Source organism: Quyinboa sediminis, from assembly GCF_042219855.1.
In the GTDB taxonomy this organism is placed as follows: Bacteria; Bacteroidota; Bacteroidia; order Bacteroidales; family UBA5342; genus JBHJHP01.
Genome location: NZ_JBHJHP010000004.1, coordinates 399,173 through 416,141 on the forward strand (window position 1 = coordinate 399,173; position 16,969 = coordinate 416,141).

At 39.4% G+C, this 16,969-nt stretch carries 17 protein-coding genes, 1 tRNA gene and 1 other RNA gene; 8 read left to right on the top strand and 11 right to left on the bottom strand.

Going from position 1 to position 16,969, the window contains the following annotated elements; translation table 11 throughout:
- Positions 1-18 precede the first annotated feature (18 nt).
- On the bottom strand, positions 19-651 hold the full coding sequence (locus ACE1EF_RS12090; RefSeq protein WP_375720928.1) for a redox-sensing transcriptional repressor Rex: 633 nt from the start codon (positions 649-651) through the stop codon (positions 19-21).
- A 134-nt stretch (positions 652-785) separates the two neighbouring features.
- Between ACE1EF_RS12090 and ACE1EF_RS12095 the strand changes: the two genes are divergently transcribed.
- A complete protein-coding gene (locus tag ACE1EF_RS12095) occupies positions 786-1,328 on the top strand; it encodes a hydrolase (RefSeq protein ID WP_375720929.1) in 543 nt (180 codons plus the stop codon).
- On the opposite strand, the gene ACE1EF_RS12100 is transcribed toward ACE1EF_RS12095, so the two are convergent.
- The 6 genes from ACE1EF_RS12100 to ribD form a co-directional block, all read right to left on the bottom strand.
- Positions 1,321-2,313, bottom strand: a complete 993-nt coding sequence (locus ACE1EF_RS12100; protein WP_375720930.1) for a D-alanine--D-alanine ligase — start codon at positions 2,311-2,313, stop codon at positions 1,321-1,323. The two genes, ACE1EF_RS12095 and ACE1EF_RS12100, sit on opposite strands and share 8 nt — an antisense overlap.
- A 5-nt stretch (positions 2,314-2,318) precedes the next feature.
- On the bottom strand, positions 2,319-3,368 hold the full coding sequence (locus ACE1EF_RS12105; RefSeq protein WP_375720931.1) for an RluA family pseudouridine synthase: 1,050 nt from the start codon (positions 3,366-3,368) through the stop codon (positions 2,319-2,321).
- Positions 3,361-4,179 carry a PASTA domain-containing protein gene (locus ACE1EF_RS12110; RefSeq protein WP_375720932.1) on the bottom strand — a complete coding sequence of 273 codons (819 nt, stop codon included), beginning with the start codon at positions 4,177-4,179 and terminating at the stop codon, positions 3,361-3,363. The genes ACE1EF_RS12105 and ACE1EF_RS12110 overlap by 8 nt, the downstream gene beginning before the upstream one ends.
- A 126-nt stretch (positions 4,180-4,305) precedes the next feature.
- Positions 4,306-4,464 (bottom strand): 50S ribosomal protein L34, encoded by a 159-nt coding sequence (rpmH, locus tag ACE1EF_RS12115; RefSeq protein WP_375720933.1) that lies wholly within the window; start codon positions 4,462-4,464, stop codon positions 4,306-4,308.
- Between the two features lie 1,082 nt (positions 4,465-5,546).
- Positions 5,547-7,016 carry a cardiolipin synthase gene (gene cls, locus ACE1EF_RS12120; RefSeq protein WP_375720934.1) on the bottom strand — a complete coding sequence of 490 codons (1,470 nt, stop codon included), beginning with the start codon at positions 7,014-7,016 and terminating at the stop codon, positions 5,547-5,549.
- A 23-nt stretch (positions 7,017-7,039) separates the two neighbouring features.
- Positions 7,040-8,095 carry a bifunctional diaminohydroxyphosphoribosylaminopyrimidine deaminase/5-amino-6-(5-phosphoribosylamino)uracil reductase RibD gene (ribD, locus tag ACE1EF_RS12125; RefSeq protein WP_375720935.1) on the bottom strand — a complete coding sequence of 352 codons (1,056 nt, stop codon included), beginning with the start codon at positions 8,093-8,095 and terminating at the stop codon, positions 7,040-7,042.
- A gap of 39 nt (positions 8,096-8,134) precedes the next feature.
- Here ribD and prmC point away from each other — a divergent pair, with 39 nt between their 5' ends.
- Entirely contained in the window at positions 8,135-8,983 is an 849-nt protein-coding gene (gene prmC, locus ACE1EF_RS12130) for a peptide chain release factor N(5)-glutamine methyltransferase (protein WP_375720936.1), read from the top strand.
- On the opposite strand, the gene ACE1EF_RS12135 is transcribed toward prmC, so the two are convergent.
- The 3 genes from ACE1EF_RS12135 to ffs all read right to left on the bottom strand — a co-directional run bounded on the left by ACE1EF_RS12135 (position 8,973) and on the right by ffs (position 10,132).
- Positions 8,973-9,824, bottom strand: coding sequence for an SDR family oxidoreductase (locus ACE1EF_RS12135; RefSeq protein WP_375720937.1), 852 nt, complete (start codon positions 9,822-9,824; stop codon positions 8,973-8,975). The genes prmC and ACE1EF_RS12135 overlap by 11 nt on opposite strands.
- Positions 9,825-9,952: 128 nt before the next feature.
- Positions 9,953-10,026 (bottom strand) — tRNA-Thr (locus tag ACE1EF_RS12140).
- Between the two features lie 6 nt (positions 10,027-10,032).
- Positions 10,033-10,132, bottom strand: an RNA gene (ffs, locus tag ACE1EF_RS12145) — signal recognition particle sRNA small type.
- A 170-nt stretch (positions 10,133-10,302) separates the two neighbouring features.
- Between ffs and ACE1EF_RS12150 the strand changes: the two genes are divergently transcribed.
- The 5 genes from ACE1EF_RS12150 (at position 10,303) to ACE1EF_RS12170 (ending at position 15,327) form a co-directional block, all read left to right on the top strand.
- Positions 10,303-10,893: a DUF4199 domain-containing protein gene (locus ACE1EF_RS12150; RefSeq protein WP_375720938.1), complete on the top strand. Its 591-nt coding sequence runs from the start codon at positions 10,303-10,305 to the stop codon at positions 10,891-10,893.
- Between the two features lie 10 nt (positions 10,894-10,903).
- Positions 10,904-11,860, top strand: coding sequence for a glycosyltransferase family 2 protein (locus tag ACE1EF_RS12155; RefSeq protein WP_375720939.1), 957 nt, complete (start codon positions 10,904-10,906; stop codon positions 11,858-11,860).
- A gap of 2 nt (positions 11,861-11,862) precedes the next feature.
- Positions 11,863-12,384, top strand: a complete 522-nt coding sequence (locus ACE1EF_RS12160; protein WP_375720940.1) for a DUF7935 family protein — start codon at positions 11,863-11,865, stop codon at positions 12,382-12,384.
- Between the two features lie 2 nt (positions 12,385-12,386).
- Positions 12,387-12,917: a nitroreductase family protein gene (locus tag ACE1EF_RS12165; RefSeq protein ID WP_375720941.1), complete on the top strand. Its 531-nt coding sequence runs from the start codon at positions 12,387-12,389 to the stop codon at positions 12,915-12,917.
- 82 nt (positions 12,918-12,999) lie between these two features.
- Entirely contained in the window at positions 13,000-15,327 is a 2,328-nt protein-coding gene (locus ACE1EF_RS12170) for a penicillin-binding protein 1A (RefSeq protein WP_375720942.1), read from the top strand.
- Here ACE1EF_RS12170 and ACE1EF_RS12175 read toward each other — a convergent pair.
- Positions 15,324-15,872, bottom strand: coding sequence for a nitroreductase family protein (locus ACE1EF_RS12175; RefSeq protein WP_375720943.1), 549 nt, complete (start codon positions 15,870-15,872; stop codon positions 15,324-15,326). The two genes, ACE1EF_RS12170 and ACE1EF_RS12175, sit on opposite strands and share 4 nt — an antisense overlap.
- Before the next feature lie 81 nt (positions 15,873-15,953).
- On the opposite strand from ACE1EF_RS12175, the gene argF reads away from it, so the two are divergent.
- Complete coding sequence (gene argF / locus ACE1EF_RS12180; RefSeq protein ID WP_375720944.1) at positions 15,954-16,961, top strand: ornithine carbamoyltransferase; 1,008 nt, start codon at positions 15,954-15,956, stop codon at positions 16,959-16,961.
- Positions 16,962-16,969 lie beyond the last annotated feature (8 nt).

Sequence of the window (16,969 nt, forward strand, 5' to 3'; positions counted from 1 at the left end):
GCTCAGGCGGTATTGCGATTAGTAGTTATCTCCATGTATCAGCTTGTTAAATATCAGTGCAAGGTGCGCATAAAGTGATGTATTCTGCACGACAGCCTTTTTAGGAACCTTGATTTTTACAGGTGTGAAATTCCATATTCCACGTATACCACCTTCAATCATAAAATCAGCAACTTCCTGGGCTTTTTCAGCCGGTACGGTAAGGATTCCAATTTCAACACCGGTTTTTTTACGCACTTCAAAGTACTCATCAACATGCCTGATGGGAACACCGTTTACAGTTGTCCCGACAATGTCAGGATTTACGTCGAAGGCAGCAGTGAGATAAAGTCCAAATTGCCTTAACCCCGTATCCTGTAACAATGCTGAACCCAGACTTCCGGCACCAAAAAGATAAGCTTTGTGTTTTAAGCTGAACCCAAGGAAATTTTCGAGCACTTCAATTAAAGGCTTTATCTCATAGCCAACACGTGTTTTTCCGGTAATATCAATGAATGAAAGATCCTTGGCCACCTGTGAAGAGTCCACACCAATATCTTTGGCTAACTGCGTGGATGAGATAAACTGCTGTCCACTGTTACTTAATAATTTAATATGTGCCAAGTAAAACGGTAGTCTTCGAATTGTTGGCTCCGGTACTTTACCAATCATGTCAATATTTTGATATGTATAAATCTAAATACAAAAATAGAAAAATTTTCAATAAAGAAATAAATCATTATTTATAACGCTAAAAACCTTTTTATTGCCCGTAATCATGCTTATTTTTGTAAAAAAACTCAAAGATGAGAATTGTAAAGACAGATACAGCGGGAGTGATTATAGATATGCAGGAAAAACTGCTTCCTCATATGAAAAAACAGCCTACAGTGCTGGAGAACTGTGTGAAGCTAATTACCGGACTAAATTTACTGGAAGTGCCGGTCCTTGCAACACAACAGTATACCAGGGGGCTGGGGGAGACTGTTGAGCACATCAGGGAGGTGTTTGAGCCCTTTGACTATATTGAAAAAACATCGTTCAGTTGCTGTGATGAACCGGAATTTAATGTCCGTTTAAAATCAACAGGTAAACATTTTGTGATTATTGCAGGAATTGAAACGCATGTTTGTGTTCTTCAGACCGTCATAGATCTGATTAATTTTGGTTATCAGCCGGTTGTCATTGAGAATTGTGTCTCTAGCCGTTTTGATGAAGATAAGGATTCTGCAATACATCGAATGAGGCAGGAGGGGGCCATAATATCAACCTATGAATCGGTACTTTTTGAACTTACTCAGGATGCTAAAGCTGATGCGTTTAAAGCAATTTCAAAACTGGTTAAATAGCCTGATTTCTGGCAATACTATCTTCAATAATTTCAGTAAATACATCGGCTATTGGTACTTCCATCGCCCTTATCTGTTGAGGAATAAAGCTAGTAAGCGTCATGCCGGGTGTGGTATTAACTTCCAGTAAGTAAATGGTTTTATCTGAAATTATATAATCCACACGTACGATGCCTTTGCAGCCCAGTATGCTGTAAATTGCTGATGTAAGTTTTTGAATTTTCCGGGTCAGTTCATCTGAAATACGGGCAGGCGTTATTTCTTCAGCCATTCCGGGCGTATATTTAGCCTCGAAATCAAAATACTCGTTTTTAGGAACAACCTCAGTTACAGGCATGATCACTTCCCGTTCCAGTGTTTTATATATGCCGTTTGTAACCTCGGTACCTTTTATGAATGCTTCAATAATTATTTCATCGCTTTCCTGAAAAGCTTTCTCAATGGCAGGTGCAATATCCGAAGACTGAACTGCTTTGGTGACGCCAAAACTTGAACCCCCTGCATTGGGTTTTATAAAACAGGGAAGTCCTACGCGCTCAATTACTTCCTCTGGTCTGACCGACATTCCCTTACGCAGCATCATGGATTCTGCCGATTTTATACCGAATGCCTTAAGGTAGGTATTACAAAAGAATTTATTGAATGTAACCGAAGATGCCAGGACCCCGGAAGATGTATATGGCAGTCGGATCATATCAAGATACCCCTGTAATCTGCCATCTTCACCCGGTATACCGTGAATGGTGTTATATACACAATCGAACGTTAATTTCTTTCCGTTTATTTCTGTGCTGAAGTCGTTCCTGTCAAGCGGATATTCCTCGCCATTTTCAAGCCTTATCCTCCAATTGTTCTTCTCCAGAATTACAATGAACAGATTGTATTCTGAGCTGTCAATAAATGTTTTCAGGCCTTCGGCACTTTTAAGTGAAACCACTACTTCAGACTGATCGCCACCTGCAACGATTGCAATATTCTTCTTCATAAATTTTATTCTTCAAGATTTCGGTTGGCAACATAATTCCGCCACTTTTCAATCAGCCGGCTCATATCTTCCGGTAATTCAGAGTTAAACTGCATAAATTTATTCGTTGCCGGATGTACAAATCCAAGGGATCTGGCATGTAGTGCCTGCCTGTCGCAAATACTGAAACAGTTGTCTATAAACTGCTTATATTTTGTAAATGTGGTGCCTTTAAGTATTTTGTCACCCCCATATGTTTTGTCATTGAAAAGAGGGTGCCCTATATGTTTCATATGTACCCTGATCTGATGAGTCCGTCCGGTTTCGAGGTTGCATTTTACAAGCGATACATAACCAAACCGTTCCAGAACCTCGTAATGTGTGACTGCTTCTTTGCCATAATCCCCTTCATTGTCGAAAACATCCATTCCGATTCTGTCTTTCAGATTCCTGCCGATTTTTCCTGTGATAGTACCGTTTGCTTCTTCAAAATCTCCCCACACAATGGCATTGTAAGTGCGTTCGGTTGTTTTATCAAAAAATTGTTTGGCAAGTTTGTTTTTAGCCAGCTCATTTTTAGCTACAACCATTAATCCGGTTGTGTCTTTATCAATCCGGTGAACCAATCCGGGCCGCGGATCATCACCATTAAACATTGGCAGGTCGCTCAAATGAAAGGCCAGCGCATTTACCAATGTACCGGTATAGTTGGCTATACCCGGATGAACGACCAGTCCTGCAGGTTTGTTAACTACAAGAAGGTGCTCATCTTCGTATACAATATCCAGTGGTATATCCTCAGGTATTATTTTAAATTCATATGGAGGATATTCAAGTACGATCGAAACAATATCGTATGGCTTTACCTTATAATTGGGTTTTACACTTTTATTATTGACTAATATATTTCCGGCATTTGCCGCGGATTGTATTTTAGATCTTGACGCATTTTTTATTCTGTCCACCAGGAATTTATCAACCCTTAACAAGGTCTGTCCAGGATCACATTCAAACCTGTAATGTTCAAACAGTTCCTGATCCTGGCTGTCATCAGTATTAATAATCGGATCATTCATATAGCAAAGAATCTGTATTCAGTGAATCAGTTTTGAGTTTTAAGCTATCTGCAGTGAGCCATAGTGTGACAGATGATCCGATATTGACCTTTGATCGGGAAAGGGGTTTCTGATTTAATACATAAAGAGAATCCCTGGTTATGTTTTCATCCTGTTCATCGTCAGTTATAATAGAAGCCCCGATGTTTAATCCCTTTGCTGTTAATATTTTTTCCGCATCAACCAGATACATATTTTTCAAATCGGGAAGTAAGGTTGTTTCACTGCTCAGTCCATTGGCAACCAATACATCGATTCTGCTACCCTCTGTTACCGGTTTGCCCGGATCGATTTCCATGCCTTCGTAATGTTGTCCGATGACCAGATTTTTAAACTCAGACGGGACATATATTGTATCGCCAATTTTTAGTCCTGCGCTTTCAAGAACTGTTTTAGCCTGTCGGAGCGATAAGTCTCGAATATCTGGCATCGCAATACTCTTTTTTGTTTGCGCATTGAAAATTAAGAATAATTTGCGGTGTTTTTTAACCTTTGATCCTGCACCAGGCACCTGCTCCCAAAGGGTTCCGTTTGGAACTGAATCCGTGAAAACGGAGTCAATAATCTCATAGCGAAGTTCCTGTTTGTCCAGGATGCGTTTAATCTGAGGCTCATTCAGACCTCTCAGATCAGGAACAATTTCAGATTTGCCATGATTGGTATAAAAGTATAGTCCTATAAAAACGCCGGCTAATATGAATACCAATAAGATAATGCTGATCAGCAGGTTTTTAAAAAAGACCTTTGAGGTTAAAAAACGAATAATACTCATCTTGCGTATGAAAAAATTTACGCGTAAAAGTAATGAATAAAACGAATGGAAAAAAATGAAGGAATAAAGTAATTGATGTGTCTTAAAACAAAAAAAGTAAAGATTTCTCTTTACTTCTCTTGTATATTATTTTCTTAGCGCAGGCTCATCAGAAACGGTGAGTTTTTTTCTTCCTTTAGCCCTGCGAGCACTTAAAACACGACGGCCGTTTTTGGTTGACATTCTTTCACGAAAACCGTGTTTGTTTTTTCTCTTTCTGTTTGAAGGTTGAAATGTACGTTTCATTTTATTTTAATTTACTCTGTTTCTACTCCATAAATCGGGATGCAAAAATAGACTTTTTTATTAAGTCCCAAAAATATTTTATGCCTTTTTATACCCTTTCGGCGTAAAATAATGCGGATCATTGGTTTTACCGGATTTTTGAGTTACAATAATATCCTATTTGTCATGAACTGAGATTATTAAAATGTTAAAAGTACGAATGTGTCTATGAAATTAATGTTGTGATGATAATTTGTTACTAATTATTACAAAAAAAGGATATCATCTAATAAATTAATGATATATTTGGCTCGCCAACAAACAGTTTTTTGCAGATTATATCTGCTGAAAAACCGGGGGGAGTTGAATATTCAACTCCCTTTTTTATTTTAAGCTTTTGATCAGGAACGGTCCGGCTTTCGTTGCTTGTCCAGTATAATATGTTTACTCAAAACAATTAATTTTCTGAAATAGAGCATGAAAGATTTTTAGTTGGATTTATCCTACAAAAAAAATAGCAAAACAGTTCAAAAAATATTTGGTAGTTAATGAAAATTGTCTTTTCTTTGAACCATTCAACAAACAGGTAATTTTTTTCATAGGTTTAGGTTTAGGGTAATTTAGGTTAAGGATGAGCGCCCGCTCATCCTTAATTTTTTTATGCCTCCCGTTAAAATAAAAAAGCTTAAAAACAATACTATTATTTGGCAAAAAGATAAAAATGCCTTTACTTTGTACTATTCAACAACAAACAGGTAATTTTTTTCATAGGTTTAGGTTTAGGGTAATTTAGGTTAAGGATGGGCGCCCGCTCATCCTTAATTTTTTTATATACCTCTTAGAAATATAAACATGTATATATGAAAAAATGTTAATTTGTTTGTATTGCTTAAGAAATTAATAATCAGCTTAATATATGTTGGGTGAGTGATAGGTGTAAACGTTTTCACAACAAATTTTAACTAAAAATTTGCCGATATTAATTATATACTATACATTTGTATTACTTCTACGTATTTTTTCATAGGTTTAGGTTTAGGGTAATTTTAGGGGAGCAAAGATGCCTATCTTTGCTCCCCTTTCCTTTATGGTGTTTTGTGCTTTTACAACAGAGGGCTGAAGAGTCTTGCCAGTGATTCTATGAACTTACGAAAACGATTTCTTTTCTTCCATTCTTCAAGGGTAATCTCATGCGATGAGGCAAGGTCATTCATGAAATTCTGCTTTGCTACAGCTGTTGTTTCAGGGTCATAAATAAAAGCGGTAACCTCAAAATTATCTTCAAAGCTTCTGAAATCCATATTGGCTGAACCAACTGAAGTCAATGTGTCATCAGTGATTAAAAGTTTGCTGTGCAGAAATCCATTTTGGTAAAAGAAGACCCTGACACCGGCTTCCATAATTTCCCTCAGATAGGAATGAGATGATGCTTCGGTAATAAAGGCATCTGATTTACCAGGAACGATTAAGCGGACATCAGTTCCACTCAGGGCTGCAGTTTTAAGTCCCATCAATATACTTTCGGTCGGCAAAAAATAGGGTGATTCAATGTAGAGGTATTTTTCTGCACCTGTAATTGCGGTAAAGAAGGCCTGTTCAATTGTCTTCCAGTCACTGTCAGGACTACTCCAGGCGATTTGCATCCGGAGGTTGTCCTGTTTTTCATGTGTATTTTCAGGAAAGTACTTGCTGTCTCTTATGCGCTGTCTGCTCACAAAATACCAGTCAAGGATAAATATACTTTGCAGGCTGGAAACCGCATCTCCCTCAATCTTTACATGAATATCACGCCATGAGCCGAGTTTTTTTACGCCATGAACATAGCGATCGGCTACATTCAGACCGCCTGTATATCCGGTATGTCCGTCGATAACCACTATTTTCCGGTGATTTCTGTAATTTATTTTACTGGTAAAAAACGGAAAACGGACTTTAAGAAAAGGGTAGACCTCGATACCGCCTGCCCGGAGTTTTTTAAAGAATCTGCGTTTAAGGTGCCAGCTGCCAACATCGTCCACAATCATCCGGACTTCCACGCCTTCTTTTATCTTTTCAAAAAGTGCCTGGATGATGGTATTGCCAATATTATCATCATCAAAAATATAGTACTCGAGGTGAATAAAAGATTTAGCTTTCTGGATGTCATTCAGTAATTCCGGGAATTTTTCGGTGCCGTTATTGAGGATTCTGATGGTATTGTTGTCCGTAAACAAGGTGTGATTATTGCTGAATAACAGCGATATAAGTTTCCTGTGTTTTTCAAGGTCCGGTGGCAATAAAATTTTTTTTATGCTGAATTTATTTTTCAGAATATCATAATACCCGTTTATCAGCTCAATTTGTTTTATACTTTTTCGCGTAATAATCTTCTGTCTTCGGTAGTTTTGACCGAAAAAGATATAAAGAATAAGCCCGGCATAAGGAAGCAGGATAAGTACCAGTACCCACGACATTGTTTTAACAGGATTGCGGTTTTCCAGAACAATTAGTACAGCAATACTCCATACCGTTACGATATAGATATGATTTAAAAGCTGAAGAACCACTTCAGGAAATGCGAAGCTGTTAAACATACACAGTAATTATAGTTTTAAAATTACTGTTTTTTGTTTTTAAATACAAGTAGTATAGAGTCAGACATTTTTTCTCTGCCCACAAGTTCACCGGTTAACCTTGGTGCATCAATACCTGAAGTGAAAGATTTGTTGCCGATAAAACGCCAGGCTTCATCCCAGAGTCCTTTTGATATAAATCCCTTTAAAAGCCGGGTGCCACCTTCTATGATCACGGACATGATATTCCGCTCGTACAATTCATCTAAAATATCTTCATGCAGATAGTCTTCAAAGTCAACTTCAAAGTATTCCAGATTCTTTACATTCTTTTTGGCATCTTTGGTAAACACAAGTGTCGGATGCACATAATCAAACAAATGGAGTTCTGAAGGTAACCTGTGTTGACGATCAAGGACCAGCCTTAACGGATTATGTCCGGTCCAGTAGCGAACACTTAAGGATGGATTATCCCTTTCTGCAGTATTTGTACCTACCATAACAGCATCTTCGTCAGCTCTTTGCTTATGAACTGCAATTTTACAGGCGTCAGAGGTTATCCATGTGGGTTTACTGATTACTTTTGAGCGGTCTCTGTCAATAAAGCCATCAACAGTCTCAGCCCATTTAAGTATGATGTAGGGTCTTTTCCTGTTATGAAATGTGAAAAACCTTTTATTGATTTCACGGCTTTCTTCTTCCATTAGTCCAACATCAACCTTTACGCCTGCTTCTTCCATTTTTTCAATGCCTTTCCCTGAAACTTTTGAAAAAGGGTCTGTTGTGCCAATAACCACATGAGGGATTTTGCTCGAAACAATCAGGTCACTGCAGGGAGGTGTTTTTCCGAAATGTGCACAAGGTTCAAGATTGACATATAACGTTGAATCCGATAGATGGGATTTGTCTTTTACACTGTTTATAGCATTTACCTCGGCATGCGGACCGCCAAATTCTTTATGATAGCCTTCTCCGATAATTTTTTCTTTATGTACAATAACACATCCAACCAATGGATTTGGTGATACATGACCGGATCCACATTTAGCCAATGTTAAACAACGTTGCATATATAACTCCGGTGAGTTAATTATTTTCATGTTTTTAATGCTCTATCCTTTTCTTACCTTTGCAAAGCTATGCAAAAAAATATCAACTACATAAAACAAAAACTTAGCGGTCTGTATCCTGATCGTGAGGTGGACAGTTTTGTTGTCTGGATACTCGGGCATGTTTTAGGGTACGACAGAACACGTATCCTGTTGAATAATGATAAAATACTGCCCAAGGATGTGTCTGCACGTATTATGTCTATCGTTGACAGATTGACAAAGTATGAGCCGATACAGTATATAACCGGGGATACAGAATTTGCGGGTTTAAGTCTTAATGTTAAGCCGGGCGTATTGGTTCCAAGACCGGAAACAGAAGAACTGGTTTCGCGTATTTCGAATAAGATTTCGGGAAAAACAACCCGGATTCTTGATATAGGGACAGGGTCGGGTTGCATAGCCTTAGGTTTAAAAAAGTATATGCCGGGTGTGGAGGTATATGGCTGTGATATTGTACAGGCAGCATTGGACCTTGCCCGGGAAAATGCAAAACTTAACAAGCTGGAAGCCACTTTTTTTTACTATGATATTCTTTCCCAGACTGGAGCTTTACCCGTTGAAGAGTTTAATATGATTGTCAGCAATCCGCCTTATGTACTGGAAAGTGAAAAGGCGCTGATGGAAGATAATGTGTTGAAGTATGAGCCGCACAGCGCTCTTTTTGTGCCGGATGATAATGCCCTTGTTTACTATCAGCGCATAACAGATTTTGCCCGGATTAATCTTACCGACGGCGGAGAAATCTGGTTTGAGATTAATGAATCCAGGGGCGAAGAGGTAAAGGAGCTTCTGGTTAAGAATTCATTTCATAATGTTGTTGTTCTGAAGGATATTTTTGGTAAATACCGCTTTGTTAACGGTGTTTTCAGAAAGTAGAACCGTTTTTACTATATTTTTTTATTCCCATTTGTTTTCTGAACATAAAATCCATTAAACGGTCAGATGCATATTTTCTCAGAATATGTAAGAACCTGGCAATTAAGGTTACTCTGTATCTTGCCCGTGGATTTCTTTTTTGAATAGCCTTGTATATTATATTAGCCACATCATGTGGTTTTCCGGCAACGCGATCGCTCAATGTGTTTTTCGACCAACCTGTTAAACGAATAATCATGGATTTATACACGCTGGAATCCGGTACATGATCTGCTGAGGAATAGGCTGTTTCCCCGAACATTGTGCGAATAGGACCCGGCTCTATTGTGATAACCTTAATACCGAACTGACCAACCTCAAGTCTTAATGCGTCAGATAAGGCTTCCACTGCAAATTTTGATGCGCAGTACCAACCACTTAATGGCATGGATACTTTTCCGGCAATGGAACTCACGTTAACGACAAATCCTTCTGCGTGTTTTCTGATCAGTGGTAAAGCATGTCGGGTCACGGAGGCCAGGCCCAGTACATTGGTATTTATTTGATTAAAGGCCATTTCTTCTGTTGTTTCCTCTATTGGTCCCATCTGTCCGTAACCGGCATTATTTACCAATCCAAAAAGTTGTACACCATCTGCTTCAATACGGTTTATTGCTTTGATGACGGAAGAAAGATCGGTAACATCCAGATGCATGGTAACTGCACCCTTGTTTTTCAGGTCATTTATAGTCTCTGGTTTACGCGCAGTGGCATAAACTATATAGCCTTTTCGAAGTAATAATTCAGCCGTGGCTCTGCCTATTCCGGACGAGCAACCGGTTATCAGTACTGCTTTTGACATGTAAGTGAGTTTTAACAATGTTACAATTACGTCATTTTCTTTTAATCAACGGAATTCTATAACCTATTTTAACGCATGCCATTTATAAGCATAAAAAAAGGGTAAACCATGTTGATTTACCCCTTTTGAGCCGGATCTCAGATTCGAACTGAGGACCCCGAGATTACAAATCACGTGCTCTGGCCAACTGAGCTAATCCGGCATAAAAAGAGGGCAAGCTGCCCGTATCGCACCGCTACAACCGCCTACCCTTGCTGCCGTCAAGCCCTGGGGGAATTCAGCAGGAGCTGGTCGTACGGGACTTGCCCGGGCGCAAAAGTAGAAATTTTACCATTCATCACAAACTTTTTAAACTTTTTTTGAGGGTATATTTCGGTTTATGGATATATGGCGCTTTCTGAATATTTAAGATTAAGGAATTTCTTTAAGCACTCTTTGATTAAAAACTAATATATTTGCCCTATTAATTTAAAATACTATGGAAAAGGATCAATCAATTATTAGTAATTCAATGTTTTACGGTTTGTTATTTGGAATCGTACTGGTAATTTACAACATTATTCTTACTGCAACCGGAATGAGCAAGGCGATGATGTCCGGTGGTATTACAATGTCCATTATGTCAATGGTGCTGTCACTTATTTTATATTTTGGTGGTGTGACTATATCTCAGCAACACTACCGGAATAAAAAGTTAGGTGGTTATATTACTTATGGTAAGGCATTTACATTTGGCCTTCTTGTAACGGTTTTTGCATCTTTACTGGTAGCAGTCTACAGTTTTGTTTATGCACAGTGGATAAACCCTGATTATGGTAAAGAACTGTATGAAATGTCAAAACAACTTACTATGGATATGCTTGATCGGTTCAATGCTCCGGCAGATGCTGTCGATCAGGCTATGGCAAAACTTGAAGAAAGCGGGATTTCATCACCGCAGGATTTTGCATTTGGTGCTGTCACCAATGGAATAATCATAGGAACAGTTATTAGCCTTATTACTTCAATTTTCGTTAAAAAAGAGAATAAAGATCCTTTTGCAGGAGTAGAAGATACAACAGAATTATAGAAAAACTTTAATGGATATATCTATTGTAATCCCTTTATATAATGAGGAAGAATCGTTACCGGAGCTAACGAAGTGGATAAATACTGTAGTCACAAAACACAATTTTAAAACAGAGATTATTTTTGTTGACGACGGTAGTAGTGATAATTCCTGGGAGGTAATAACAGAACTTAAGAAGAGTTATTCCACATTAAAAATAAACGGGATCAGTTTCAGACGCAATTACGGAAAATCGGCGGCATTATACTGCGGATTTGATGCAGCAGCAGGAGATGTTGTTTTTACCATGGATGCCGACCTTCAGGATAATCCTGAAGAGATACCGCCTATGTATGATATGATTATGAAGGAAGGCTATGATATGGTCTCAGGTTGGAAGAAGAAACGCTATGATCCGGTTTTTTCAAAAAATCTGCCCAGTAAATTCTTTAACTGGACTGCCCGTAGGATGAGTGGTATAAAGCTACATGACTTTAATTGTGGTTTGAAGGCCTACAAGAATAAAGTGGTAAAGAGTATTGAGGTGTATGGTGATATGCACCGTTACATACCGGTTCTGGCTAAATGGGCCGGATTCAAGAGAATTGGAGAAAAAGTAGTGCAGCATCAGGAACGTAAATTCGGAGAAACGAAATTTGGATTGGAACGTTTCATTCGTGGCCCTCTCGATCTCCTTTCCGTCATTTTTATTTCAAGATTTGGAAAACGGCCCATGCATTTCTTCGGGGTTTGGGGTGTAATCATGTTTTTGATTGGTGCTGTAGCTGCGGTTTGGGTAGGCACGCAAAAACTGCTTGCAATGGCGCATCATCTTAAAGCACCACTGGTAACAGATAACGCCTTCTTTTATATTGCTTTAACATCGATGATTATTGGTGCCCAGCTGTTTCTTTCCGGTTTTATCGCAGAACTGGTTTCCCGTAACGGAGCAGAACGCAATAAGTATATTATCGCAGAAAAAATCTGATTATGAATGAACTATGGGAGGTGATTAAATTTATTATTCCGGCTTTATTGGTTTGGTGGGCCGTGTATGTAACGCAGAACCGGTTTTTTAAACAGTCTGAAAAAAATCGGTATTTTGAGTTGAAAAATAATAATCAGAAGGTCACGACGCCCCTGAAGTTTCGTGCGTACGAACGCATGATTCTCTTTCTTGAAAGAATCACACCCGAAAATCTTGTCCTCAGGGTACAACGGTATGACATGAATTCCATGCAGTTGCACAGCGAACTTCTTAAGACGATTCGAATGGAATATGAGCACAATTTATCACAACAGCTGTATGTGTCTCCCGAAGCCTGGGTTTTAATAATTACAGCGAAGGAAAGTGTAGTAAAACTCTTAAATTCAACAGTTTCAGGTATTAATCCGCAGGCTCCGTCAATAGAATTATCCAAAGAGTTTATAGAGGAATATCATAATGCAGGAAAAACCCCTGTTGATCTTGCAAAACAACAGTTACAAAAAGAGGTAAGTCAATATTTTTAATTATGGATTTTAAAGATCTGATCCAGAAACGTTATTCCGTAAGACAGTATAAAAGTACATCCATTGACAGAGAGAAGATTGAAAAAGTGTTGGAAGCCGGCCGTATGGCTCCATCTGCCGTGAATTATCAACCCTGGGAATTCATCGTTATCCGGGAACCTGAGATGCTGGAAAAGATCCATTCCTGTTATTCACGTGAATGGTTTAAATCAGCTCCTGTTGTTATTGTTGTTTGTGGCGATCATGCTGAAGGCTGGCACCGTGCAGCTGATGGTAAGGATCATACCGATATTGATGTGGCTATTGCAGTAGATCATATGACACTTATGGCTACCGAAATGGGACTTGGAACATGTTGGGTCTGTAATTTTAATCCTCTGTTGGCCCGTGAAATTCTTGAACTGCCTCAAAATCTGGAACCGGTTGCAATGTTGCCCCTTGGTATTCCCCGGGAAGATGATGATTTATCAACAAAAGTAAAAAAACGTAAACCGCTTAATCAGATCGTCCATTGGGATTGTTATAAAGGTTGATGTGATATTTTACAGATTCGTTTTATTTCTACGTGCAATTTATCTGTAATTTGTCGTTTATTGGTAAAACGAAATCTGTGTTATGGCATTGAGATTTAAAAAACGTCTTTTCAGAATTCTGTTCTATTTTTTTCTGTCTGCTGTATTGATCTTAGGTACAGGGCTGGCAATCTTTTTTTCCGGCAGGTGGGGAAATATTCCAACGAAGGATGAGCTGAAAGATGTAAGAAACTACCTGGCTTCAGAAGTTTACAGTGATAATAATGAGTTGCTTGGGAAGTATTTTTTTGAGAATCGTTCTAATGCTTCGTTTGAAGAGATTCCGCCTTTTATCATTCAGGCCCTTGTAGCCACTGAAGATGCCCGTTTTTTTGAGCATGGCGGTATTGACCGGCGCAGTGTTTTAAGGGTGATGGTCAAATCAATTCTCCTGGGAGACCGTAGTGCTGGTGGCGGGAGTACGATCAGTCAGCAGCTGATTAAAAATCTTTACCCCAGAATAGGAGATTCGTTTTTAAGCCTTTCGTTCAGTAAGGTTAAGGAAATGATTGCGGCACGAAGGCTGGAGGATATTTACACGAAAGATGAAATACTTACCCTGTATCTGAATACCGTTCCTTTTGGTGATAATACCTTTGGTATTAAGAGTGCTGCCGATCATTATTTCAGTAAGGACCTCAGAGAACTTACAGTAGAAGAGGCTGCTGTTTTAATCGGAATGCTGAAGGGAACAAATCTGTATAATCCCTATTACCATCCCGAAAATGCACTTCCCAGGAGAAATGTGGTGTTGAACCAGATGGCTAAGTATGATTACCTGGAACAAAGTGTCGCCGATTCACTGGAAGATATACCACTTAAAATCAATTATAAACTTTTGTCACATCATAGTGGTCTTGCACCTTATTTCAGGGAGTATTTGAGGCAGGATTTACAAAAGTGGTGTGCGGAACATGTAAAGGAAGATGGTGAACCATACGATCTTTACAGGGATGGTCTGAAGATATACACAACCATTGATGCAGAATTACAGCAGGATGCTGAAGAAGCCATGCAATACCATATGAGCCGGCTACAGAAAGATTTTGACAAGCACTGGAAAAACTCAAAACCATGGAGCAGTCATCCGGCAATTCTTGAAAATGCGTTTAGGAATTCGGATCGTTACAAAAAAATGGTAAAGCAGAATAAATCGGAAAAAGCGATTGATTCCGCTTTTAATACACCTGTTAAACGTAAAATGTTCTCATGGGATGGCGAAAAGGATATGACACTTACGCCTATGGATTCGATTAAATACAGTCTTCAGTTTCTTCATACCGGAGTATTGGCTATTAATCCGGACAGCGGCGCTGTAAAAGCCTGGGTAGGCGGTATCAACCATAAATATTATCAGTATGATCATGTTCTTGCCAGGAGGCAGGTCGGATCAACCTTCAAACCTTTTGTATATACAACCGGACTGGAATATGGTATTGAACCGGATGATTTTTTTAAGAACGATAGCATTGTTTATACCGATTATGAAAACTGGACCCCCTCTAATTCTGATAATGCTTATGGCGGAGAGTATTCGGTGCTTGGTGCTCTTGTGAACTCTGTGAATACTGTTACGGTGCAGGTTGCAATGCAATGCGGACTGGATAATGTTAAACAGACGGCTTATGATCTCGGGATCAAAACCAAATTACCAGATGTACCTTCTATAGCTCTAGGAACAGCCGAGATTCCACTGATAGAGATGGTTCCTGCTTACGCGGCATTCGTTAATGGAGGTTATCGGGTTGAACCCTACTTCTTAACCCGTATCGAAGACCGGAATGGAAAGGTGCTGGAGGAATTTAAGCCAGAAAAACCGGTGAAGGTACTGGATAGTGAAGTGGCACTTACGATGGCCTATATGTTAAAGATGGTGGTGGACAGCGGTACGGCAAAATCCTTGCGTACAACCTATGGTATAAAAACGGATATGGGAGGAAAAACAGGAACGACACAGCAAAATGCTGATGGATGGTTCATTGGAGTAACCCCGGATCTGGTGACAGGCGTTTGGGTTGGAGCAGAAAATCCGGCTATACACTTTCGTACCATCACCTATGGCCAGGGTGCATATATGGCCTTACCCATTTTTGCCAATATGCTCGAAAATACAAAGAAGGATGGTGAATATACCCGCTATTTTGATGGTTCATTTAAAATGATGAATAACAGGATGGCACGGCGTTTCGATGTTGCCTTATACCGGGATCATGCAGAACCGATAGACCGAATCGAACAAATTATTGATATTGTCGGCGATATATTTGCCGGTAATAAAAAGAATGGCGTTAAAAAAGATTCCACCGAAGTAGAAGAGGAGACATTTCTGGAAAAACTGGGAAATCTTTTCAGAAAAAAGAAGAATCGCTAATCAATATGGTATTTCGTAGTAAACCGGTTATGTGATATTCTGTCTTTTTTAAGTTTTTGCAGGCTATGCGGTTCCTTAAATTCTTCTTTATACCCTACAGCAATAACGGATTCAACCCTCCAGCCTGACGGGATTTCCAGTAAATTACGAATAAACACTTCGGCGGAAATATTTTCATTAAATTCCCTGTTTCTGATTTGCACCCAACAACTGCCAAGGCCCTCATCTTCGGCTGCCATCTGTAGGTTTATTGAAGCGATGGACGTATCCTCAATCCATACATCACTGGTTGCAGGATCGGCCAATACTACTATAGCAAGCGGAGCTTCGCCAATAAGTTTTGATCCGTGTGGTTTACATTCCGATAAACGCTCAAGCACCATTTTATCATCAACCAAAACAAAATGCCATGGATTCCTGCTTTTTGAAGAAGGAGACATCAGAGCTGCCTGAAGAATGGTGTCAATCTTGCTTTTTTCCGGCATTAGATTCTTAAATTTTCTGCAGCTTCGCCTTGATCTTATAAGTTCGAAAAATGATTCCATAAAGTATGAGGGTTGTCAGATTTACTATACGTCAGATTTATTATTTTAGTGCAAATATACAACGCAAAAAAAGCAATTGTTATGGTGAACCCATTATTTAATCGTCATTTTCTTAAATTGCTGGATCTCAGCAGCGAAGAGATTCATATGCTCCTTAATCTTTCTGCAAAACTGAAAGCAGAGAAGAAAAAGGGTGTGTTAGTACCGCGGCTTGAAAATAAGCAGATTGCACTGATTTTTGAAAAATCATCTACCCGGACACGTTGTGCTTTCGAAGTGGCAGCAAAAGATATGGGAGCTCATACAACATATTTGGGACCATCAGGGAGTCAGATAGGTCACAAGGAGTCGATTAAAGATACTGCACGTGTACTGGGGCGTATGTACGATGGGATAGAATATCGTGGTTTCGGCCAGACAGTTGTTGAGGAACTGGCAGCGTATGCCGGTGTTCCGGTCTGGAATGGCTTGACCAATGAATATCATCCAACCCAGATTCTGGCTGACTTTCTCACAATCAGTGAGCATTCTGATAAGCCACTGAATGAAATCCGTTTTGCTTATTGTGGCGATGCGCGGTATAATATGGGAAATTCATTGATGGTAGGGGCAGCAAAACTGGGAATGGATTTCAGAGCTGTAGCACCAAAAGCATACTGGCCTGATGAAAAGCTGGTAGCAATTTGTAAGAAAATAGCTGAAGAATCCGGTGCCGTAATTACCTTGTCAGAAGATGTTGAAGAGGGAGTTAAGGGGTGTGATTATATCTATACTGATGTCTGGGTGAGTATGGGTGAATCTGCGGAAGTATGGTCGGAAAGAATTGAACAGCTGAAGCCATACCAGGTCAACAGGCAGATGCTGGAGAAAACCGGAAACCCTGATGTGAAGTTTCTGCATTGCCTGCCGGCATTTCACAACAGGGAGACAAAGACAGGAGAGGAGGTATTTCAAAAATTCGGCCTCACTGCCCTTGAGGTTACAGAAGACGTTTTTGAATCGGACGCGTCACTGGTTTTTGATGAAGCTGAAAACAGAATGCATACCATAAAAGCCGTAATGGTAGCATCACTTTGTGAACATTTCTGATAAGACTC